The sequence below is a fragment of the Streptomyces sp. NPDC048018 genome (assembly GCF_043202995.1).
In the GTDB taxonomy this organism is placed as follows: Bacteria; Actinomycetota; Actinomycetes; order Streptomycetales; family Streptomycetaceae; genus Streptomyces.
Genome location: NZ_JBIDBK010000015.1, coordinates 20,600 through 40,316 on the forward strand (window position 1 = coordinate 20,600; position 19,717 = coordinate 40,316).

Annotated in this window: 22 protein-coding genes; 10 read left to right on the forward strand and 12 right to left on the reverse strand. The window is 72.9% G+C overall.

Going from position 1 to position 19,717, the window contains the following annotated elements:
• Nucleotides 1-150 precede the first annotated feature (150 nt).
• Together ACGF1Z_RS33750 and ACGF1Z_RS33755 are read left to right on the forward strand one after the other, a co-directional pair.
• Nucleotides 151-1,284: a magnesium and cobalt transport protein CorA gene (locus tag ACGF1Z_RS33750; protein ID WP_393010157.1), complete on the forward strand. Its 1,134-nt coding sequence runs from the start codon at nucleotides 151-153 to the stop codon at nucleotides 1,282-1,284.
• A gap of 50 nt (nucleotides 1,285-1,334) precedes the next feature.
• Nucleotides 1,335-1,850, forward strand: a complete 516-nt coding sequence (locus ACGF1Z_RS33755) for a hypothetical protein (protein ID WP_393010159.1) — start codon at nucleotides 1,335-1,337, stop codon at nucleotides 1,848-1,850.
• A gap of 75 nt (nucleotides 1,851-1,925) precedes the next feature.
• Here ACGF1Z_RS33755 and ACGF1Z_RS33760 read toward each other — a convergent pair whose 3' ends face one another.
• Entirely contained in the window at nucleotides 1,926-2,747 is an 822-nt protein-coding gene (locus tag ACGF1Z_RS33760; RefSeq protein WP_393010161.1) for a hypothetical protein, read from the reverse strand.
• A 222-nt stretch (nucleotides 2,748-2,969) separates the two neighbouring features.
• On the opposite strand from ACGF1Z_RS33760, the gene ACGF1Z_RS33765 reads away from it, so the two are divergent.
• Genes ACGF1Z_RS33765 through ACGF1Z_RS33775 form a run of 3 tightly spaced genes read left to right on the forward strand, consistent with a single transcriptional unit; the run spans nucleotide 2,970 to nucleotide 5,993 of the window.
• The gene (locus tag ACGF1Z_RS33765; RefSeq protein WP_376632129.1) at nucleotides 2,970-4,238 is read left to right on the forward strand and encodes a magnesium transporter MgtE N-terminal domain-containing protein; all 1,269 of its coding nucleotides are present in this window, start codon (nucleotides 2,970-2,972) and stop codon (nucleotides 4,236-4,238) included.
• Nucleotides 4,231-4,815 (forward strand): DUF1003 domain-containing protein, encoded by a 585-nt coding sequence (locus ACGF1Z_RS33770; RefSeq protein ID WP_393010163.1) that lies wholly within the window; start codon nucleotides 4,231-4,233, stop codon nucleotides 4,813-4,815. The genes ACGF1Z_RS33765 and ACGF1Z_RS33770 overlap by 8 nt, the downstream gene beginning before the upstream one ends.
• Before the next feature lie 44 nt (nucleotides 4,816-4,859).
• Nucleotides 4,860-5,993 (forward strand): Mrp/NBP35 family ATP-binding protein, encoded by a 1,134-nt coding sequence (locus ACGF1Z_RS33775; RefSeq protein ID WP_393010165.1) that lies wholly within the window; start codon nucleotides 4,860-4,862, stop codon nucleotides 5,991-5,993.
• Between the two features lie 119 nt (nucleotides 5,994-6,112).
• Here ACGF1Z_RS33775 and ACGF1Z_RS33780 read toward each other — a convergent pair whose 3' ends face one another.
• From ACGF1Z_RS33780 to sigE, 5 genes are all read right to left on the reverse strand, one after another.
• On the reverse strand, nucleotides 6,113-6,715 hold the full coding sequence (locus tag ACGF1Z_RS33780; RefSeq protein ID WP_393010167.1) for a hypothetical protein: 603 nt from the start codon (nucleotides 6,713-6,715) through the stop codon (nucleotides 6,113-6,115).
• Nucleotides 6,716-6,790: 75 nt separating this feature from the next.
• Nucleotides 6,791-7,231: a sec-independent translocase gene (locus ACGF1Z_RS33785; RefSeq protein WP_393010169.1), complete on the reverse strand. Its 441-nt coding sequence runs from the start codon at nucleotides 7,229-7,231 to the stop codon at nucleotides 6,791-6,793.
• Nucleotides 7,232-7,322: 91 nt separating this feature from the next.
• Nucleotides 7,323-9,077: a trypsin-like peptidase domain-containing protein gene (locus ACGF1Z_RS33790; RefSeq protein ID WP_393010171.1), complete on the reverse strand. Its 1,755-nt coding sequence runs from the start codon at nucleotides 9,075-9,077 to the stop codon at nucleotides 7,323-7,325.
• A gap of 85 nt (nucleotides 9,078-9,162) precedes the next feature.
• The gene (locus ACGF1Z_RS33795; RefSeq protein ID WP_393010173.1) at nucleotides 9,163-9,864 is read right to left on the reverse strand and encodes an anti-sigma factor family protein; all 702 of its coding nucleotides are present in this window, start codon (nucleotides 9,862-9,864) and stop codon (nucleotides 9,163-9,165) included.
• A complete protein-coding gene (gene sigE, locus ACGF1Z_RS33800) occupies nucleotides 9,861-10,619 on the reverse strand; it encodes an RNA polymerase sigma factor SigE (protein ID WP_393010175.1) in 759 nt (252 codons plus the stop codon). The genes ACGF1Z_RS33795 and sigE overlap by 4 nt, the downstream gene beginning before the upstream one ends.
• Nucleotides 10,620-10,827: 208 nt before the next feature.
• Between sigE and ACGF1Z_RS33805 the strand changes: the two genes are divergently transcribed.
• Nucleotides 10,828-11,442 (forward strand): O-methyltransferase, encoded by a 615-nt coding sequence (locus ACGF1Z_RS33805; RefSeq protein WP_393010177.1) that lies wholly within the window; start codon nucleotides 10,828-10,830, stop codon nucleotides 11,440-11,442.
• A gap of 95 nt (nucleotides 11,443-11,537) precedes the next feature.
• Here the strand turns inward: ACGF1Z_RS33805 and ACGF1Z_RS33810 are convergent, their stop codons facing one another.
• The gene (locus tag ACGF1Z_RS33810) at nucleotides 11,538-11,705 is read right to left on the reverse strand and encodes a DUF3117 domain-containing protein (protein WP_376632111.1); all 168 of its coding nucleotides are present in this window, start codon (nucleotides 11,703-11,705) and stop codon (nucleotides 11,538-11,540) included.
• A gap of 279 nt (nucleotides 11,706-11,984) precedes the next feature.
• Between ACGF1Z_RS33810 and ACGF1Z_RS33815 the strand changes: the two genes are divergently transcribed.
• The gene (locus tag ACGF1Z_RS33815; RefSeq protein WP_393010179.1) at nucleotides 11,985-12,788 is read left to right on the forward strand and encodes an enoyl-CoA hydratase/isomerase family protein; all 804 of its coding nucleotides are present in this window, start codon (nucleotides 11,985-11,987) and stop codon (nucleotides 12,786-12,788) included.
• Between the two features lie 27 nt (nucleotides 12,789-12,815).
• Here ACGF1Z_RS33815 and ACGF1Z_RS33820 read toward each other — a convergent pair whose 3' ends face one another.
• The gene (locus ACGF1Z_RS33820; RefSeq protein WP_393010181.1) at nucleotides 12,816-13,406 is read right to left on the reverse strand and encodes a DNA-3-methyladenine glycosylase I; all 591 of its coding nucleotides are present in this window, start codon (nucleotides 13,404-13,406) and stop codon (nucleotides 12,816-12,818) included.
• Entirely contained in the window at nucleotides 13,403-13,723 is a 321-nt protein-coding gene (locus ACGF1Z_RS33825; protein ID WP_393010183.1) for a DivIVA domain-containing protein, read from the reverse strand. Before ACGF1Z_RS33825 ends, ACGF1Z_RS33820 begins: the two co-directional genes overlap by 4 nt.
• Nucleotides 13,724-13,836: 113 nt before the next feature.
• Between ACGF1Z_RS33825 and folP the strand changes: the two genes are divergently transcribed.
• The gene (folP, locus tag ACGF1Z_RS33830) at nucleotides 13,837-14,697 is read left to right on the forward strand and encodes a dihydropteroate synthase (RefSeq protein WP_393010185.1); all 861 of its coding nucleotides are present in this window, start codon (nucleotides 13,837-13,839) and stop codon (nucleotides 14,695-14,697) included.
• 129 nt (nucleotides 14,698-14,826) lie between these two features.
• Here the strand turns inward: folP and ACGF1Z_RS33835 are convergent, their stop codons facing one another.
• Nucleotides 14,827-15,576, reverse strand: a complete 750-nt coding sequence (locus ACGF1Z_RS33835) for a TIGR00730 family Rossman fold protein (protein ID WP_393010186.1) — start codon at nucleotides 15,574-15,576, stop codon at nucleotides 14,827-14,829.
• 84 nt (nucleotides 15,577-15,660) lie between these two features.
• The gene (gene dapE, locus ACGF1Z_RS33840) at nucleotides 15,661-16,755 is read right to left on the reverse strand and encodes a succinyl-diaminopimelate desuccinylase (RefSeq protein ID WP_393010188.1); all 1,095 of its coding nucleotides are present in this window, start codon (nucleotides 16,753-16,755) and stop codon (nucleotides 15,661-15,663) included.
• Nucleotides 16,756-16,793: 38 nt separating this feature from the next.
• Between dapE and ACGF1Z_RS33845 the strand changes: the two genes are divergently transcribed.
• Both ACGF1Z_RS33845 and ACGF1Z_RS33850 read left to right on the forward strand, forming a co-directional pair.
• The gene (locus ACGF1Z_RS33845; protein ID WP_393010190.1) at nucleotides 16,794-17,732 is read left to right on the forward strand and encodes a hypothetical protein; all 939 of its coding nucleotides are present in this window, start codon (nucleotides 16,794-16,796) and stop codon (nucleotides 17,730-17,732) included.
• Between the two features lie 381 nt (nucleotides 17,733-18,113).
• On the forward strand, nucleotides 18,114-18,542 hold the full coding sequence (locus ACGF1Z_RS33850) for an ATP-binding protein (RefSeq protein WP_393010192.1): 429 nt from the start codon (nucleotides 18,114-18,116) through the stop codon (nucleotides 18,540-18,542).
• A gap of 77 nt (nucleotides 18,543-18,619) precedes the next feature.
• Here ACGF1Z_RS33850 and ACGF1Z_RS33855 read toward each other — a convergent pair whose 3' ends face one another.
• Entirely contained in the window at nucleotides 18,620-19,714 is a 1,095-nt protein-coding gene (locus tag ACGF1Z_RS33855; RefSeq protein WP_393010194.1) for a bifunctional succinyldiaminopimelate transaminase/glutamate-prephenate aminotransferase, read from the reverse strand.
• Between the last annotated feature and the right edge of the window lie 3 nt (nucleotides 19,715-19,717).

Consider the following 19,717-nt stretch of genomic DNA (forward strand, 5'->3'; position numbering starts at 1 on the left):
CGACGGAAGAGCATCCCTCTTTGCCTGTCTGTAGCGAACGCCGTCACCGCGATCCTCCGGTGCCGCCCGCTTTGTGGACGACGTGGCTCCACGTCCTCATTCCGGGCTGTTCCACGGTCGCCGACGGCCTCTCCGTGAAGGAGCACGCCCATGTCGATGATCCGTGACCTGCGCGCCGCCGTACGTCCGTCCCTGCGGCACTCCCTGCGCAAGACCACGACCGTCTCCTCGTACGCCAACTACGACGCCACGCGCGACCCCACGGCCGCCACCGCCGTCGTCGACTGCGCCGTCTACCGCGACGGCCGCCGGGTCGACGACCGGGCGTGCCTCACCCCGCGCGGCGCGATGCGCCAGGTGCGGGAGAGCGGCGGCTTCGCGTGGATCGGCCTGCACGAGCCGACGGAGGCCGAATTCGCCGGTATCGCCGCGGAGTTCGGGCTGCACCCGCTCGCCGTCGAGGACGCCGTCCACGCCCACCAGCGGCCGAAGCTGGAGCGCTACGACGACACCCTGTTCACCGTCTTCAAGACGATCCACTACGTGGAGCACGCCGAACTCACCGCGACCAGCGAGGTCGTGGAGACCGGCGAGGTGATGGTCTTCACCGGCCCCGACTTCGTCATCACCGTCCGGCACGGCGGCCAGGGCTCCCTGCGCAACCTCCGGCACCGGCTCCAGGACGAGCCCGAACTGCTCGCCAAGGGCCCCTCGGCCGTGCTGCACGCCATCGCCGACCACGTCGTCGACGGCTACATCGCCGTCGCCGACTCCGTCGAACTCGACATCGACCAGATCGAGATCGACGTCTTCTCTCCGCCCGCCAAGGGTTCCACCCGCGGCGCGGACACCGGCCGGATCTACCAGCTCAAGCGCGAGGTACTGGAGTTCAAGCGGGCCGTCACGCCGCTGCTGCGCCCGATGCAGCTGCTCAGCGAGCGCCCCATGCGGCTGGTCGACCCCGACATCCAGAAGTACTTCCGGGACGTCGCCGACCACCTGGCCCGCGTCCAGGAGCAGGTCATCGGCTTCGACGAGCTGCTCAACTCGATCCTCCAGGCCAATCTGGCGCAGGCGACCGTCGCCCAGAACGAGGACATGCGCAAGATCACCTCGTGGGCGGCCATCGTCGCCGTCCCCACGGCGGTCTGCGGCGTCTACGGCATGAACTTCGACCACATGCCGGAACTGCACTGGAGGTACGGCTACCCGATGGTGCTCGGCGGCATCGCCGTCATCTGCTTCGCCATCCACCGCACCCTCAAGCGCAACGGCTGGCTGTAGCGGTCCCGGCCACCGGGGTCGGGGTCCCCCGCGATGGCTAAGCTGCGGGCATGACAGACGCGCAGCTCGGGCCCGCCCTCGTCGAGGAGGCCACGAAGAAGTCCGGCCTCATCTGGGTCCGGGGCGACGCCCCGGCCGCGCGGGCGCTCTGGCACGTCTGGCACGACGGCGCCGCCCATGTCGTCGGCGACGGACCCGGTGAGCAGCCGCTGCCGGGACTGGTGGACGGCGGCACCGCCGAGGTCACCGTACGCAGCAAGGACAAGGGCGGCCGGATCGTGGCCTGGACGGCCGCGGTGCGCGAGCTGCCGGCCGGTTCCGAGGAGTGGGACGCCGCCGTCGCCGAGCTGAAGGGCAAGCGGCTGAACGCCCCCGACGGCGAGGCGATGCCGGACCGCTGGGCCCGCGAGTGCCGCGTGGTCCGCCTCGACCCGCGCACCTCGACGACCGACCTCCCGGACGGCTCGCTGGCCGCCGTCCCGCTCCCGTCCCCGGGCATCACCCGCCGACCCGTGCCCGCCGGCCTGCCGAAGCTGCTCCTGAAGAGGAAGCGCCGCGCGCGTTAGGTCCGGGGCGGGCGGGAGTTCGACGACAGGGCCTGGTCGCGCCCGCGGTGCCGCGGGCCGCCGTCTCCCCCGGCCTCAGCCGCGCGGCAGCTGCTTGCCGTAGTCCACGGTCTGGCCCTTCGCGGGCTCGGCGAGCGGGAAGTCCCTGTCCCACTCGGACAGGACGACCACGCCCGCCCCGCCGCCGCGGGCGAAGCGCACCGGGAAGGGGGTGCCCTCCAGGGAGACGTCGAGGGAGCCGCCCTCGCCGTCCTCGCCGCCCCTGACGTTGATCGTGCGGACCCCGCCGATCCTGTCGTAGTCGCCCTTGGCGACGTCGCCGTGCAGTCCGATGAGCCCGTCGAGCAGCAGGTCCATGTCGGTGAAGCCGCGCAGTTGCTTGTACGAGGGGTCGTCCTGCGGCACCTTCACGTACTTGTCGTCGAGCTTGTCGGCGGCCTCGGAGCCGGAGTCGGAGTCCCCGCCGGATTCCGAGGAGGAGCCGGAACCCGAGCCGGAACCCGACGACGGGGCGTCCGAGGGCTCGCCCGAGGTGGGGTCCTCGTGCTCCCAGAACGCCGCGTCGGCCTTGAGGAAGAGCTCGTCGCCGACGCGCAGCAGCTCGAAGGTGCTGTTCTTGATGGTCACCGAGCCGGACGCGCCGTCCTGCTTGAGGCGCATGTTCAGCTTGTACGTGCCGCCCTTGCTGACGAGCGTGCCGGACAGGCGCACCGCCTTGGCGGCGTCCGCGGCCGACTGGGCCTTCTTCTCGATGGCCATGGCGTCGAGCTTCCCGACGCCGTTGGTCCCCTCGTCCGGGTCGGAGGCGCAGGCGGTCAGCGACGTCATGAGACCGGCGCACAGCGCCAACGGCAGGACGGCCCGGCGGATGCGCGAGGACGGACGGAGGACGGTCACCTGGGCGCCTCTCGGTCGGTGGGGGGGAACGGGCCCGGTCGGGGCCGGGTGCCGGTGGGGTCGGCAGACCGCAGCGTACCCGGGCCGGGTCACGGCGCCGCAGGCAGCCGGACGGGGGCTCTGCCGGAGCGGCACGCAGCGGCACGGGCTAGCCTGAACCCGGCAAGCGGGGTGTCGACCCCGGATCGACCCGAATCGTGCGGCACCGAGGAGGCGCGTGGCATGGCGGCTGGCGCCCCCCGGATCTTCGTCTCCCATCTCGCCGGAGTCCCCGTCTTCGACCCGGTCGGCGACCAGGTCGGCCGGGTCAGCGACCTGGTGGCGATGCTGCGGGTCGGCCGCCGCCCGCCCCGGCTCCTCGGCATGGTCGTCGAGGTGCTGTCCCGGCGGCGTGTCTTCGTGCCCATGACCCGGATCACCGGCGTCGAGTCCGGGCAGGTCATCACCACCGGCGTGGTCAACATGCGCCGCTTCGAGCAGCGCCCCACCGAACGGCTCGTGCTCGGCGAGCTCCTCGACCGCCGGGTGACGCTGGTGGAGTCCGGCGAGGAGGTCACCGTGCTCGACGTGGCCATCCAGCAGCTGCCGGCCCGCCGCGACTGGGAGATCGACAAGGTCTACGTACGGCGCGGCAAGGGCGGTGCGCTGCGCCGCAAGGGCGAGGCGCTGACCGTCGAGTGGTCGGCCGTCACCGGCTTCTCCCTGGAGGAGCACGGGCAGGGCGCCGAGAACCTGGTCGCCACCTTCGAGAAGCTGCGCCCGGCCGACCTCGCCAACGTGCTGCACCACCTCTCCCCGAAGCGCCGGGCCGAGGTGGCCGCCGCCCTCGACGACGACCGGCTCGCCGACGTCCTGGAGGAGCTGCCGGAGGACGACCAGGTCGAGATCCTGGGCAAGCTGAAGGAGGAGCGGGCCGCCGACGTCCTGGAGGCCATGGACCCGGACGACGCCGCCGACCTGCTCTCGGAACTGCCGGAGGAGGACCAGGAGCGGCTGCTCACCCTGATGCAGCCGGACGACGCGGCGGACGTGCGCCGGCTGCTGGCGTACGAGGAGCGGACCGCGGGCGGTCTGATGACCACCGAGCCGATCGTGCTGCGCCCGGACGCCACGGTCGCCGACGCGCTCGCCCGGGTGCGCCAGCAGGACCTGTCCCCCGCGCTCGCCGCGCAGGTGTACGTGTGCCGCCCGCCGGACGAGACGCCCACGGGCAAGTACCTGGGCACGGTGCACTTCCAGCGGCTGCTGCGGGATCCGCCGTTCACGCTGGTCAGCGCGCTGGTGGACAGTGATCTGCCGCCGCTCGGCCCGGCCACCCCGCTGCCGGCCGTGACGAGCTACTTCGCCGCGTACAACCTGGTCGCGGCCCCGGTGGTGGACGAGGGCGGTTCGCTGCTGGGCGCGGTGACGGTGGACGACGTGCTCGACCACCTGCTGCCGGACGACTGGCGCGAGACCGAGTTCCACGAGGAGGGGGTGCACGGTGGCTGAGCGCACCCAGGAGCGGGACCGCGAACGCGACCGGGAGCGGGACCGCGCGCTGCCGCGGATCCGGCTCGACCAGCCGCGCGTGCGGCGCCCCCGGCTGCTCCCCGAGTACGACCCGGAGGCCTTCGGGCGCCTCTCCGAGCGCATCGCGCGCTTCCTGGGGACGGGGCGGTTCCTCGTCTGGATGACGCTGCTCATCATCGCCTGGGTGGTGTGGAACGTCTCCGCGCCGGAGAACCTGCGGTTCGACAGGTACCCGTTCATCTTCCTGACCCTGGTGCTGTCCCTGCAGGCGTCGTACGCGGCCCCGCTGATCCTGCTCGCGCAGAACCGGCAGGACGACCGGGACCGGGTCAACCTGGAGCAGGACCGCAAGCAGAACGAGCGCTCGATCGCCGACACCGAGTACCTGACCCGGGAGGTCGCGGCGCTGCGGATGGGCCTCGGCGAGGTGGCCACGCGCGACTGGATGCGCTCGGAGCTCCAGGACCTGCTCAAGGAGCTGGAGCACCGGGACGGGGACCGCCGGGATCTATTCCCGGACGAGGCCGCCCGCGGGAGTGACGTACCCGACCGTTGACAGGGCTTTCATGAGCCGGTGGTCGTCGCCGTACCATCTCTACTATGGCTACGGAAGACGCGGTGCGCGAAGCACTGGCGACGGTGAACGACCCAGAGATCAACAAGCCGATCACCGAGCTCGGCATGGTCAAGTCGGTGGAGATCGGTTCCGACGGGCGGGTCGCCGTCACCGTCTATCTGACGGTCTCCGGCTGCCCCATGCGCGACACCATCACCCAGAGGGTGACCGACGCCGTCTCCCGGGTCGAGGGCGTCACGGGCGTCGACGTCTCGCTGGACGTGATGAGCGACGAGCAGCGCAAGGAGCTCGCGGCGGCGCTGCGCGGCACCACCGCCGAGCGTGAGGTGCCGTTCGCGAAGCCGGGCTCGCTGACCCGCGTCTACGCGGTCGCCTCCGGCAAGGGCGGCGTCGGCAAGTCCTCGGTGACGGTCAACCTGGCGGCCGCGATGGCCGCCGACGGTCTGAAGGTCGGTGTCGTGGACGCCGACATCTACGGCCACAGCGTGCCCCGCATGCTGGGCGTGGACGGCCGTCCGACCCAGGTCGAGAACATGATCATGCCGCCGTCGGCGAACGGCGTGAAGGTCATCTCCATCGGCATGTTCACCCCGGGCAACGCGCCGGTCGTGTGGCGCGGCCCGATGCTGCACCGCGCGCTCCAGCAGTTCCTCGCGGACGTGTACTGGGGTGACCTGGACGTCCTGCTGCTCGACCTCCCGCCGGGCACCGGCGACATCGCGATCTCGGTCGCGCAGCTCGTGCCGACCGCGGAGATCCTGGTCGTCACCACCCCGCAGCAGGCCGCGGCCGAGGTCGCGGAGCGAGCCGGCTCGATCGCCGTGCAGACCCACCAGAAGATCGTCGGCGTCGTCGAGAACATGTCGGGCATGCCGTGTCCGCACTGCGACGAGATGGTCGACGTCTTCGGCTCGGGCGGCGGTCAGCGGGTGGCGGACGGCCTGACCAAGACCACCGGCGCCACCGTCCCGGTGCTCGGCTCCATCCCGATCGACGTCCGCCTCCGCGAGGGCGGCGACGACGGGAAGCCGGTCGTCCTGGCCGCCCCCGACTCCCCGGCCGGCGCGGCCCTGCGCACCATCGCGGGCAAGCTCGGCGGCCGCCAGCGCGGTCTGTCGGGCATGAGCCTGGGCATCACGCCGAAGAACAAGTTCTGAGCCACGGGGGCGGGCACCCGTCCGCCCCCGCCCGCGGACCCGGCCGTCCTTACGGCCACCGCGCCATGACGAAGGGGCACCCCGCGAGCGGGGTGCCCCTTCGTCATGCCCTCAGCCCGTCAGGCGTACGCGCCGAGGTCCTTCACCTGCGCGAAGCCGAGCCCGTAGGCGCTCATCCCCCGCCCGTAGGCGCCGATGTGCACCCCGGGGGCCGAACCCGCCAGCACCCAGCCGAACTCGGACTCCCGGTAGTGGAACGGCACCGGGACGCCGTCCACGGGAAGGGAGAGCGTGGACCAGGCGGGGCCTTCGAGGTCGTCGGCGAGCTCGAAGGCCGTCTCGGTCTGCTGGTCCAGCCAGTTGTCCCGCAGGGCGTGGTCGAGCTGGGCGGGCCAGGTGTGGGCCAGCAGCCCCGAGCCGGCCAGCCAGGCCGCGGAGGACACCGTCGTGGCGTCGAGGACGCCCGTGCCGTCACCGGAGCGGCGCACGGGGTGGGCGGCGACCGTCACGACGACCGCGAACCGCTCCTTCTCCGCGCCGCCGGCCTCGGACTTTATCGACGGCTCGTCACCGTGCCCCATCGACCCGTGCTGTACGGTCCCGTCCGCCGCCGTGCCGATCTGCATCAGCCGGCGGGGCCCGGTGAACGCCTCGTCGAGCCCGTACCAGGCGAAGGGTGCGCGCAGAAACCCATCGGCTTCCACCCGACTCGTCGTCTTCATCTCCGGCAGCCTCCTCGTTGCGTCAACAGAGGGAGGATAGCCACCGGGACGCACCGGAGCGGTGACAGGCCGTCGTCAGGTGGCGTCCGCGTCGTACGGCGGGCGCTCGCCGGTGTCCGGCTTGTCCTGCTTCTTCAGCAGGTCCGGAGAGCCGTTGACCGCGGCGGGCGCCGGGGCGGCCGCGACCTCCCGGCCGTGCACCGCGTCCGCGACCTCGTTCATCTCCTTCTTGAGGTCGAAGGTGGAGCGGAGCTCCTTGAGGTCCTTGAGGTCCTCGTTGCCCTCGAGCTGCTTGCGGATGAAGTTCTTGGGGTTGAGGTCCTCGAACTCGAAGTCCTTGAACTCCGGGCCGAGCTCGTTGCGGATGTCCTGCTTCGCGCTGTCGGAGAACTCGCGGATCTTGCGGATGAACCGGGACACGTCCTGGATCACCTTGGGCAGCTTCTCGGGGCCGAAGATGAGCACGGCGAGCAGCACGAGCGTCACCAGCTCGAGCGCGCCTATGTCGCTGAACACCCTGTAGCTCCTTCACGCCGGTCCCCGGACCGCTCCACGGTACCCGCCGAACCTGTCGGGCGGGTACCACGTGATGTCCTCCACATGGCGGTCAGCCGCCGGTCGAGGTACCGAGGGTCAGGGTCTTGGTCTGCTCTTTGCCGTTGCGGGTCAGCGTCAGCTTCAGCCGGTCGCCCGGGCGGTGCGCGCGGATCTTCACGATCAGCTCCTCGCCGCTGTGCACCCGCTGCCCGTCGACCTTGGTGATGACGTCGCCGGGCCGGATGCCGGCCTTGTCCGCCGGGCCGCCGGGCGTGACGGAGGCGGCGCCTCCCTTGCCCTTCGCGCCGACCCGGGCGCCGTCGCCGCCGTACTGCATGTCGAGGCTCACGCCGATCACCGGGTGGGTGGCCTTCCCGGTGTTGATGAGCTCCTCGGCGACCCGCTTGCCCTGGTTGATCGGGATCGCGAAGCCGAGGCCGATCGAGCCGGACTGCCCGCCGCTCTCGCCGCCGGAGTTGCCCGCCGCGCGGATGGCGCTGTTGATGCCGATGACCCGGGCCTGCGAGTCGAGCAGCGGGCCACCGGAGTTGCCGGGGTTTATCGGGGCGTCGGTCTGCAGCGCGTCGACGTAGCTGATGTCGCTGCCGTCGCCCTTCTCTCCGCCGGCGGTGATCGGGCGTTCCTTGGCGCTGATGATGCCGGAGGTCACGGTGTTGGAGAGGTCGAAGGGGGCGCCGATGGCGACGACGGGGTCGCCGACGCGGACGTTCTCGGAGTTGCCGAGCCGCAGCGGTTCGAGACCGGAGACGCCGGACACCCGGATGACGGCGAGGTCGTAGCCGGTGTCGCGGCCGATGAGCTTGGCGCGGGCGGACTCGCCGTTGGAGAACGTGACGGAGATCTCTCCGGCGGAGGCCGCCGCGTCCACCACGTGGTTGTTCGTGAGGATGTGGCCGCCGGTGTCGAGCACGAAGCCGGTGCCGGTGCCGGAGGAACCGCCGCCGCTGACGTGGATGGTGACGACGCCGGGCAGGGCGCGCGCGGCGATCCCGGCGACGCTCTCGGGGGCGCGGCCGATGTCCTCGGGGTCGGACTGGGGCAGCTCGACGGTGCTGATGCCGCCGTGCCGCTCGATGTAGGCGCCGACGCCGCCGCCGATGACACCGGTGACGAGGGCGAAGGCCAGCGCGCCGGCGAGCGCGAGGCCGCGGCGCGGCTTCCTGGGCGGCTTGCCCTCGGCCGGAGCCTGCTGGGGTACCCCCCAGGGGTCGTAAGGGGGCGCCAGGGGGGCCGTGGGGGGCTGCGGTGCCGCGTGGGCCACCTGGGCCGCCGGCACCGGCGGTACGGGCCGCTGGACGGGCGGCGCCGGCGCCCACGGACCGGGCTCGCCGTAGGGCGGGGTGCGGTACGGATCGGGGGCGTGCAGGGGCTGCGGGGCCGGCTGCTCGGGGGCGGCGGTCTGCGCCGGTACGGGAGCGGGGGCCGTCTCGGGCCCCGGCTGGACGGCCGGATCGGGGGCGGGCGCCGCGGGGGCGTCCGTGACGACCGGCACGGCCGCGGTGACCTCGGGCTCAGCCGAGGGCGCGGGGACCGCCGGGGCGGCCGGGACCTCGGGGGCGGGCCCGGGTATGACGGGTCCCGCCGGGGCGTCCGGGCCGGCTGCCGGTGCGGGTACGCCGGGCGGGGGCCCCTCGGTCCCGGGCCCCGGTGCGGCCTCGGGCTCCGGTGCGGTCCCCCTCGCGACCGGCGCCGGGGCGGCGAGGGTGAAGTCCGTGTCCTCTGCCGGTTCGGCGGGTGCGGCGGGCGTCGTGGGTGGTGTGCTGCTCGACGGCCGGCTCCACCAGGTCGGCTTCCCGTTCTTCATGCTCTCCCCGCACCAGATGACCTGTCCGCGCCGCCCGCATCGCCGGGCGGCGCGCCCCTGCCCCTGGATTCAACCAGGTCGCCGGTCAGTGGTGGGAGGGGCTGGGGGCCGGGGTGACCGTCGGGATGTTCAGGTCGGCGCCCGGAGCGTACGACAGGCGCAGTGCCGGGCTCGCGGGACGTATGAAGGGGGACAGCTCGAGGCGGGCCGGCACGACCGTCGGAGGCGCGGGTTCCGCTCCGGGGTCGCGGCGGGAGCCCGACGCGAAGGTCGCCGGGGCGCGCAGCGGGGTGAGGTTGTTGCCCGTGCCCTGGCCGCCGCGGGTCGTGTCGAGCTGCATGGTGCCGCTCAGCGCGATGGCCGCGAAGGAGACCGCGCTGGCCGCCACGAAGGCGAAGCGCCGGCCGCGCCCGGAGGAGCGGTCGCCGACCTCGTGGATGCGGAAACCGCTGTCCGGGGTGCCGGGCGCCGCCGTGGCGAAGCCGTCGGAGCGCACCCCTCCCCGGCGGAGGAGGTCGTCGAAGGGACCCCCCTGGTCATCCGGTCCCCCCGGCAGCCCCTGGAGGCGTGCCAGCAGCCCCTCGGACGGCGGCGGGGGCGCGCTGGCCGCGAAGACGTTCTTCAGGCTGCGCTGGGCGTCCGCCTCGGCCTTGCACTTGGGGCAGGTCGCGAGATGGGCGAGGACGCGCTCGCGGGTGTCGTGACCGAGTTCGCCGTCGACGAGCGCGGCGAGCCGGTCCCCGAGGTGGTGCTCCGCGGGGGTCGGTGACGGACTGGTGCCACTCACGCCGTTCCGCCCTCCCAGCCCACGCCGGCGAGGGCACGCTCCGCACGCGCCGCGGGAGAGCGGTGCTTGAGCGCCTTGCGCAGGTGGGAACGGCCGCGGTGGATGCGGCTGCGGACGGTGCCCAGCTTCACGCCGAGGGTCGCGGCGATCTCCTCGTACGAGAGGCCCTCGATGTCGCAGAGGACGACCGCGGCGCGGAACTCGGGCGCGAGGGTGTCCAGGGCCTGCTGCACGTCGGCGTCGAAGTGCGTGTCGTTGAAGGCCTGCTGAGGAGACGGCTCGCGGCTGGGCAGCCGCTCGGCGGCGTCGTCGCCGAGCGCGTCGAAGCGGATGCGCTGCTTGCGCCGCACCATGTCCAGGAACAGGTTCGTGGTGATGCGGTGGAGCCAGCCCTCGAAGGTCCCCGGCGTGTAGGAGGACAGGGAGCGGAAGACGCGGACGAAGACCTCCTGGGTGAGGTCCTCGGCGTCGTGCTGGTTGCCGGTCAGGCGGTAGGCGAGCCGGTACACCCGGCCACTGTGCGTGCTGACGATCTCCTCCCAGCTGGGCGGAGTCCACGCCTGCGATTCCGCATCCGATGCGAAGGTCGCGGTGGTGGGTGCGGAATCGGTGGTGCGGGAACGGTCAGCGGTGTCGGTCACGGATTTCGGCTCACCTGCCGAACGAAGAAGGCGACGGAGCACTCCTCTCCGATCCACAGGCGCAGCCGCACCTCCCCTGTCGGCTCTGGTGGTGTCCAGTGGAGCCCCTACCATAGCCACCTCGCCCGTTAGCTCCGGATAAGAATCTTTACGCGAATTTGGGTCCGGCCCGCGTCCGCGACCCGCCCCGCTTCCTGTCTCTATGAACGCGCGGTCCCATCTGCGGGTTCCCGCGCGCAGCGGATACAGTCGACGCCTGCGTCAACTACGGCGTCCATGACGGGGACAGGAGAGGGCCATTACCGCCAACCGGCAGACGAGCTTGGCGTTCGCCGAGGCCTTTGTCGCCGAGGACGAAGCGCTGCGCTGGGCCCGTGACCGGGCCCGTGAGGCGGGGCTGCCCTCGGTGTCTCCGGGCACCGGCGCCGCGCTGCGCCTGCTGGCCGCGACGGCGGACGCCAAGGCGGTGGCGGAGATCGGCACGGGTACCGGCGTGTCCGGGATCTACCTGCTGCTGGGGATGCGGCCCGACGGGGTGCTGACCACCGTGGACATGGAGCCGGAGCGGCAGGCGCACGCGAAGGCGGCGTTCCGCGCGGCGGGTTTCGCGGGCAACCGGGCCCGGTTCATCCCGGGCCGGGCGCTGGAGGTCCTCCCCCGGCTCGCGGACGGCGGTTACGACCTGGTCTTCTGCGACGGGGACCGGCTGGAGCTCCTGGACTACCTCGCTGAATCGTTGCGCCTGCTGAGACCGGGCGGTCTCGTCTGCTTCGAGGGCGTCTTCGCGGACGGCCGCACGGTCGACTCGGCGGCGCAGCCCGCCGAGGTGCAGCGGATACGCGAGCTGCTCCGGACCGTGCGCGAGAGCCGGGAGCTGCTGCCCACGCTGCTCCCCGTGGGCGACGGTCTGCTGTGCGCGGTACGCCGGGGCGCCTGAGCCCCTCCCTGCGGCACCCCGCCCCCGACACACCGCTGCCCCGGCGCGGTGATCACCGTGCCGGGGCAGTAGCGGAAATGCGCGCGAGGCGCGGGTCAGCCGACGACTTCTCGCAGGGCTTCGCCGAGCGCCTTCGCCTCGTCCGGGGTCAGCTCGACGACGAGCCGGCCGCCGCCTTCGAGCGGAACGCGCATGACGATGCCCCGCCCCTCCTTGGTCACCTCGAGCGGGCCGTCACCCGTCCGCGGCTTCATGGCCGCCATGCTCGTTCCCCTTCCTGAAACCAGCTCACGTCAGCATCGAACACGATTGCTTCCAGGTCATTATCCCGCATCACAGGACCCGATGACCAACATCAGGTGGCATCGCTTCCGCAACGCGCTTTCACAAAGCCGCACATTTCGCCGATCCACCTGCGATACTTCGCCGCCATCGGTCGGCGTCCGGGCGGTGATTCTTTGACGCAGCTCACATGTGCGGACCGGGTGATCTCCGCCATGCTGGGCCGGTCAGACGACGCGAAGAAGCGAAGGGACCCCTTGATGGCCGACACGGTGCTGTACGAGGTGAGCGACGGGCTCGCCACCATCACGATCAACCGCCCCGAGGCCATGAACGCGATGAACGTGGCGGCGAAGGTCGCCCTGCGCGACGCGGCCGAGGCGGCCGCCGCGGACCCCGCCGTACGGGCGGTGCTGCTCACCGCGGCCGGTGACCGCGCGTTCTGTGTGGGCCAGGACCTCAAGGAGCACGTGGGCCTGCTCTTCCAGGACAAGGAGACCGGCACGAGCGACACCATGAACACCGTGCGCGACCACTACAACCCGATCGTGCGGGCGCTCACCGGGATGGCGAAGCCGGTCGTCGCAGCTGTGAACGGCGTCGCGGCCGGCGCGGGCTTCGGCTTCGCGCTCGCGGCCGACTACCGGGTGGTCGCGGAGACCGCCTCCTTCAACACCTCCTTCGCCGGCGTGGCCCTCACCGCCGACTCGGGCATGTCCTGGACCCTGCCGCGTCTCATCGGCCAGAGCCGGGCCGCCGACCTGATGCTCTTCCCCCGCTCGATCAGCGCCCAGGAGGCGTACGAGCTGGGCATCGTGAACCGGCTCGTGGCCGCGGACGCGCTCGCCGAGGAGGCCGCGAAGGTGGCCCGCAAGCTGGCCGAGGGCCCGACGGTCGCCTACGCGGCCCTGAAGGAGTCCCTCGCGTACGGCGCCGACCACTCGCTCGCCGAGGCCCTGGAGAAGGAGGACGAGCTCCAGACGAAGGCGGGTGCCTCGGAGGACCACACCATCGCCGTGCAGGCCTTCATCGCCAAGGAGAAGCCGGAGTACCTCGGCCGCTGAGCGGGCCGGGCGGGTGCGGGCGCCGGCTCAGCGGCCGGCGCCGCGCGCCAGGCAGTCGGCGAGGTGGTCGTCGACCAGACCGCAGGCCTGCATCAGGGCGTACGCCGTGGTCGGGCCGATGAAGCGCAGGCCGCGCTTCTTGAGGGCCTTGGACAGGGCGGTCGACTCGTCCGTCACCGCCGGCACCTCGGTGACGGACACCGGGGCCCGGCGGCGCGCCGGATCCGGCGCGTGGGACCAGATCAGGGTGTCGAGCTCGCCCGGCTTCCAGTCGGCCAGGACCTTCGCATTGGCGATCGTGGCGTCGATCTTGGCACGGTTGCGGATGATCCCCTCGTCCGCGAGCAGCCGCTCCCGGTCGGCGTCGGTGAACCGGGCCACCTCGGCGATCCGGAAGCCGGAGAACGCCGTCCGGAAGCCCTCACGGCGGCGCAGGATCGTGATCCACGACAGCCCGGACTGGAAGGCCTCCAGGGACAGGCGCTCGAAGAGGGCGTCGTCGCCGTGGACCGGACGGCCCCACTCCTCGTCGTGGTACGCCACGTAGTCCTCGGTCGACAGACCCCAGGGGCAGCGCAGCCGGCCGTCCGGCCCCGCGATCGCCCTGCCGTCGCTCACTCGCCCTCCTCGTCGCCCCGCCGCCGGGCGCCCGCCAGGGCGGCCTCCAGATCGGCGATCCGGGCGTCCCGCTCGGCGATCTCGGCGCCGAGCCGGTCCAGGACGTCGTCCACGTCCCCCATCCGGTAGCCCCGGGCCACGACGGGGAGGCGCAGCGCCTCGACGTCTCCCGGTCCGACCGGGCGGGTCGCGGGCAGCGGATCCACCAGCTGCTCGGGCGCAGCCTCGGGCAGCACCTCACTGTCACCGCCGCCGACCACCGCCAGGGTGACCGCCGCGACGACCACGACCATCGTGATCAGCAGAAACCAGAACACCTGCGCGCCTCTCCCCGTCCGTGGAAAACGTCCCGTGCCGATCGTGCCATGCGCCACCGACAGTTAGGGTCGCAGACGAGGCAGGCGACCGGTCGCGAGGGAGGACATAAGGGATGCTGCGCTTGGGACGGCGTGAATTCGGGCCGCACGAGCCGGTGATCATGGCGATCGTGAACCGGACCCCGGACTCCTTCTACGACCAGGGGGCCACGTTCCGCGACGAGCCGGCGCTCGCCCGGGTCGAGCAGGCCGTGGCCGAGGGCGCCGCGATCATCGACATCGGCGGGGTCAAGGCCGGCCCGGGCGAGGAGGTCACGCCCGAGGAGGAGGCGCGGCGCACGGTCGGCTTCGTCGCCGAGGTGCGGCGCCGCCATCCGGACGTGGTGATCAGCGTGGACACCTGGCGGGCGGACGTCGGCGAGGCGGTGTGCGAGGCGGGCGCGGACCTGCTCAACGACGCGTGGGGCGGGGTCGATCCGCGACTCGCGGAGGTCGCGGCGAAGTACGGCGCGGGGCTCGTGTGCACCCACGCGGGCGGGGTGGAGCCGCGGACCCGGCCGCACCGGGTCGCGTACGAGGACGTGATGGCCGACATCCTGGACGTGACGGTGGGCCTCGCGGAGCGCGCGGTGGCGCTGGGCGTGCGGCGGGACGGGATCATGATCGACCCGGGGCACGACTTCGGGAAGAACACGCGGCACAGCCTGGAGGCGACGCGGCGGCTGGGGGAGATGGCGGACACCGGCTGGCCGGTGCTGGTCTCCCTGTCCAACAAGGACTTCGTCGGCGAGACGCTGGACCGGCCGGTGAAGGAGCGGGTGCTGGGGACCCTGGCGACGACGGCGGTGTCGGCGTGGCTGGGCGCCCAGGTGTACCGGGTGCACGAGGTGGCCGAGACGAAGCAGGTCCTGGACATGGTGGCGTCCATCGCCGGGCACCGGCCGCCCGCGGTCGCCCGCCGGGGCCTGGCCTAGGCACCGGCCGGCCCCGGCCGGCGGACGAGCCGCCGGCCGCCGTCCCCGCCGACCGGCCGGAGACGGGCCTGGGGACCGGAGACGGGGCCGGCGGACCGTTCACGTCCGCCCGGCCCCCGCGGCCCCCGGCTAGCGGCCGACCTCCTTCGTCACGAGGGCGACCGCCTCGTCCACGTCGTCCGTCACATGGAACAGGAGCAGGTCCTGCTCGGAGGCCTTGCCGCCCGCGACGACCGAGTCGCGGAGCCAGTCGACCAGGCCCTTCCAGTACGCGCTGCCGAAGAGGACGATCGGGAAGCGGGTGACCTTGCGGGTCTGCACCAGGGTCAGGGCCTCGAAGAGCTCGTCGAGGGTGCCGAGACCGCCCGGCAGGACGACGAAGCCCTGCGCGTACTTCACGAACATCGTCTTGCGGACGAAGAAGTAGCGGAAGTTGACCCCGATGTCGACGTGCGGGTTGAGGCCCTGCTCGAAGGGCAGCTCGATGCCGAGCCCGACGGAGACGCCCTGGGCCTCGCGGGCGCCCTTGTTGGCCGCCTCCATGGCGCCGGGACCGCCACCCGTGATCACCGCGAAGCCGGCTTCGACGAGCGCGCGGCCGAGGCGCACGCCGGCCTCGTACTCGGGCGAGTCGGACCGGGTGCGTGCCGAGCCGAAGACGCTGATCGCGCTGGGCAGTTCGGCCAGGGCGCCGAAGCCCTCCACGAACTCGGACTGGATGCGCATGACCCGCCAGGGGTCGGTGTGCACCCACTCCGAGTCGCCCTCGGTGTCGAGCAGGCGCTGGTCCGTGGTGCCGGGCTGGATCTGTTCACGGCGCCTGAGCACCGGTCCCAGCCGCTGCTCCTCGGGCTTCTTCGGCTCCTCGGGTACACCCATGGCCGGCTCCTTTCACCGTTCCACTGATCTTCCGGTCCGGTCAGGGTAGGACCACAGAGGTGACGAAAAGCGAAATTCCGGGAATCAGTCGGTCAGCCAGTCGCGGAGACGTGCCTCGCAGTGGTGGATCCGCTCGACGTGCACGTGCTCGTCCCGCTTGTGCGCGTAGAGCGGGTCGCCCGGGCCGTAGTTGACCGCGGGGACGCCGAGCGCGCTGAAGCGGGCGACGTCGGTCCAGCCGAACTTGGGGTGGGCGCTGCCGCCGACCGCCTTCATGAAGGCCGCGGCGGCCGGGTGGGACAGGCCGGGAAGCGCGCCGCCGCTCTGGTCGTCGATCACGAACTCGGCGACCCCGCAGTCCGCGAAGACCTCCCGGACGTGCGCCTCGGCCTGCTCCGGGGAGAGGTCGGGGGCGTAGCGGTAGTTGACGGTGACGACGCACTCGTCGGGGATGACGTTGGTGGCGACGCCGCCCTCGATGCCGACCGCGTTGAGGCCCTCGTGGAACTCCAGGCCGTCGATGACCGGCCTGCGCGGCTCGTACGCGGCGAGCCGGGCGAGGATCGGGGCGGCGCTGTGGATGGCGTTGGAGCCCATCCAGGAGCGTGCGGAGTGGGCCCGCTCGCCCTCCGTGCGCAGCTTGACGCGCAGGGTTCCCTGGCAGCCGCCCTCGACCTCGCCGAAGGACGGCTCCAGGAGCACGGCGAAGTCGCCCGCGAGCCAGTCCGGGTGGGCGTCGGCGATGCGGCCGAGGCCGTTGAGGTGGGCGGCGACCTCCTCGTTGTCGTAGAAGACGAAGGTGAGGTCGCGGTTGGGCGCGGGGACCGTCGCGGCGATGCGCAGCTGGACGGCGACGCCCGACTTCATGTCGGAGGTGCCGCAGCCCCAGAGGATGCCGTCCTCGTCGAGCCGGGAGGGCACGTTGTCGGCGATCGGGACGGTGTCGATGTGCCCGGCGAGGACGACCCGCTCGTCCCGGCCGAGCTGCGTGCGGGCGACGACGTTGTTCCCGTGCCGGTCGACGGTGAGGTGCGGCAGGGCCCGCAGGGCCTGCTCGATCGCGTCGGCGAGCGGCTTCTCGGTTCCGCTCACGGAGGGGAAGTCGACGAGGGCGGCGGTGAGCGCGGCGCCGTCGAGCGCGAGGTCCAGCGAGGTCGCGAGAGGAGCGGTGTCAGCCATGTGTCGACCCTAACTCGGCCTCCAGTACGGTGGGGCGCGTGTCCGAGCCCAGCCGTGTCTCCCGTCCCGCCCGCCGCGGTCGTCCCGCCCGGTTCGCGTCGGCGTTCGCCGTGCTCCTCGGCCTGGTCGCGTATGTCGCGGTGCACTACGTCACCGGCAGCATGGGCGCGCCGCGCTGCACGGTCGGAACGGGGGCGAACCGGTACGAGTTCACTCCGGAGCAGGCGTCCAACGCGGCGACGATCGCCGCCGTGGGCACCACCCGGGGGCTGCCGGAGCGCGCGGTCACCATCGCCCTGGCGACGGCGCTCCAGGAGTCGGGGCTGCGGAACATCCGGCACGGCGACCGGGACTCGCTCGGCCTGTTCCAGCAGCGGCCCTCGCAGGGCTGGGGGACGCCGGAGCAGATCCTGGACCCGGTGTACGCGTCGGGGAGGTTCTACCAGGGCCTGGAGAAGGTCCCGGGCTACTCGCGGCTGCCGCTGACGGTGGCGGCGCAGAAGGTGCAGCGCAGCGGTTTCCCGCAGGCGTACGCGAAGCACGAGCCGGACGCGACGCTGCTCTCGGCCGCGCTGACCGGCCGGGCGCCGGCCGCCCTGTCCTGCACGGCGGACGTCAAGGAGGGCCGGCCGGGCGATCCGGGCCGGGTGCGCGCCGAACTGGTGCGGGCGTTCGGCCCGGAGACGGCGCCGAGGCCGGAGGTGAAGGGCGCCGGGGCGGCCGGGGCGATGGCGGCCGGGGCGGGCGCGGTGGAGCTCACGGTGCCGGTGCGGGAGAACCGCCGGGATCACGGCACCCGGGAGCAGGGCGGCTGGGAGCTGGCGCAGTGGGCGGTCGCACGGGCGGGCGAGCTGCGGATCGCGGAGGTGTCGTACGGGGACCGGGTCTGGGTCGCGGACGACGCGTCGGGCGCATGGGAGCGGGCGAGGTCCCGGGGCACGGACGGTTCGACGGTACGGATCAGGCTGGCGCGCTAGGTGCAGACCCCGCCCCGACGGGGAGGCGGCCCCGGGGACCCGCAGGAACCGGGAGGCCGCCGCCGGGTGTCCGTCCCGACCGGATCGGCCGGGCGGGCGTCCGTGCGGGATGTCACCCGGACGTGTCATAGGGCGGATGCCCGGAGAAGCTCTGCGGACAACTTCCCAGGAGGCTGACATGTCACCGCAAGGCCCTTGCGCCGCAAGGGAAGTGACGGTTCGGCACACCCCGCCGCACTGACGCCTTCGTCCGGTTTCCTCCCCGCCCGACCGGACGACGCATTACCCAGTCTTTGCCTTCGGCGTCCGCAACCTCCCCCGCCCCGGGGCCGGTTGTCACCGCGTAATCGACCTCGTCGTCCTCTCCGTCGAAGGAGCACCATGTCCCTCCCCCTGACCCGCCGGATCGCCCGCGCCGCCCTGCTCGTCGCGGCCGGAGCAGCCCCCGTGGTCGGTGCGGCCGGCTCCGCGAGCGCCCTGGACCACGGCATCGTGCCGGCCGGCGGCCTGTCCGGACTGACCGCCCTGGACACCGCCGAGGCGGGCTCCACCGTCGACGGCGCCTCGCAGACCGCGACCGGCGTCGTCGGCGACACCGGCAAGACCCTCGGCTCCGCCGGCAAGACCGCCACCCCGGCCGCCCGGAAGGTCACGGGCGACACCGCCGGCAATGCCGGCGAGGTCCTCGGACGGACCGCGGGCGCCGCCACCGAGAGCGCCGAGGCTCCCACCGGCGGCGCGGTCGGCGCCCTGCCGACCGGCAACCTGCCGACCAACGGCCTGATGGGCGGCCTGCCGATCGGCGGCTGACCACCACCGCCGCACCACGCGTGAGGGCCGGGGAGCGCTACTCCCCGGCCCTCACGCGTGCTCCGCGGTCGCGGACGTCACCCCAGGCGCTTGACGGCCGCCTCGACCCGCTCGTCGGTCGCCGTGAAGGCCACCCGCACGAAACGCTCGCCGGCCGTGCCGTAGAAGTCGCCGGGAGCCACCAGGATGCCCTTGTCGGCCAGGTAGGCCACCGTGTCCCAGCACGGCTCGTCCCGGGTCGCCCACAGGTACAGGCTGGCCTCGCTGTGCTCGATCCGGAAGCCGTGCGCCTCCAGGGCCGCGCGCAGGGCCGCGCGCCGGGCGGCGTACCGGGCCCGCTGCTCCGCCACGTGCGCGTCGTCGCCGAGCGCCGCGACCGTGGCGGCCTGCACCGGGGCGGCGGTCATCATGCCGCCGTGCTTGCGGATCTGCAGCAGCTCGCCGAGGACGGCCGGGTCGCCCGCGATGAACGCGGCCCGGTAGCCGGCCAGGTTGGAGCGCTTGGACAGCGAGTGGACCGCGACGATCCCCTCGTACGAGCGCCCGCAGACGTCCGGATGCAGCACGGAGACCGGGTCGGCCTCCCAGCCCAGCTCCAGGTAGCACTCGTCGGAGAAGACCAGCACGCCGTGCTCGCGCGCCCAGGCCACGATCCGGGTCAGCTCGTCCTTGCCGAGGACCCTGCCGGTCGGGTTGGACGGGGAGTTGAGCCACAGCAGCTTCAGCCCGGCCGGGTCGAGCTCCGTCGGGTCGTCGTAGACCACGGGCTCGGCGCCGCACAGCCGGGCGCCGACCTCGTAGGTCGGGTACGCGAGCCGCGGGTAGGCGACCCTGTCGCCGGGGCCCAGGCCGAGCTGGGTCGGCAGCCAGGCCACCAGCTCCTTGGAGCCGACCACCGGCAGCACGTTCCCGTGCGCGAGGCCGACGGCGCCGAGCCGGCGCCCGCACCAGCCGGTGAGCGCGTCCCGCAGTTCCCTCGTTCCCCACACCGTGGGATAGCCCGGCGAGTCCGCCGCCGCGACCAGGGCTTCCCGGATCACCGCGGGAACGGGGTCGACGGGGGTGCCCACGGACAGGTCCACGATGCCGTCCGGGTGGACGGAGGCGGTGGCCTTATAGGGCTCCAGCCTGTCCCAGGGGAAGGCGGGCAGACGCGAAGAGACGGCGTTCACGGA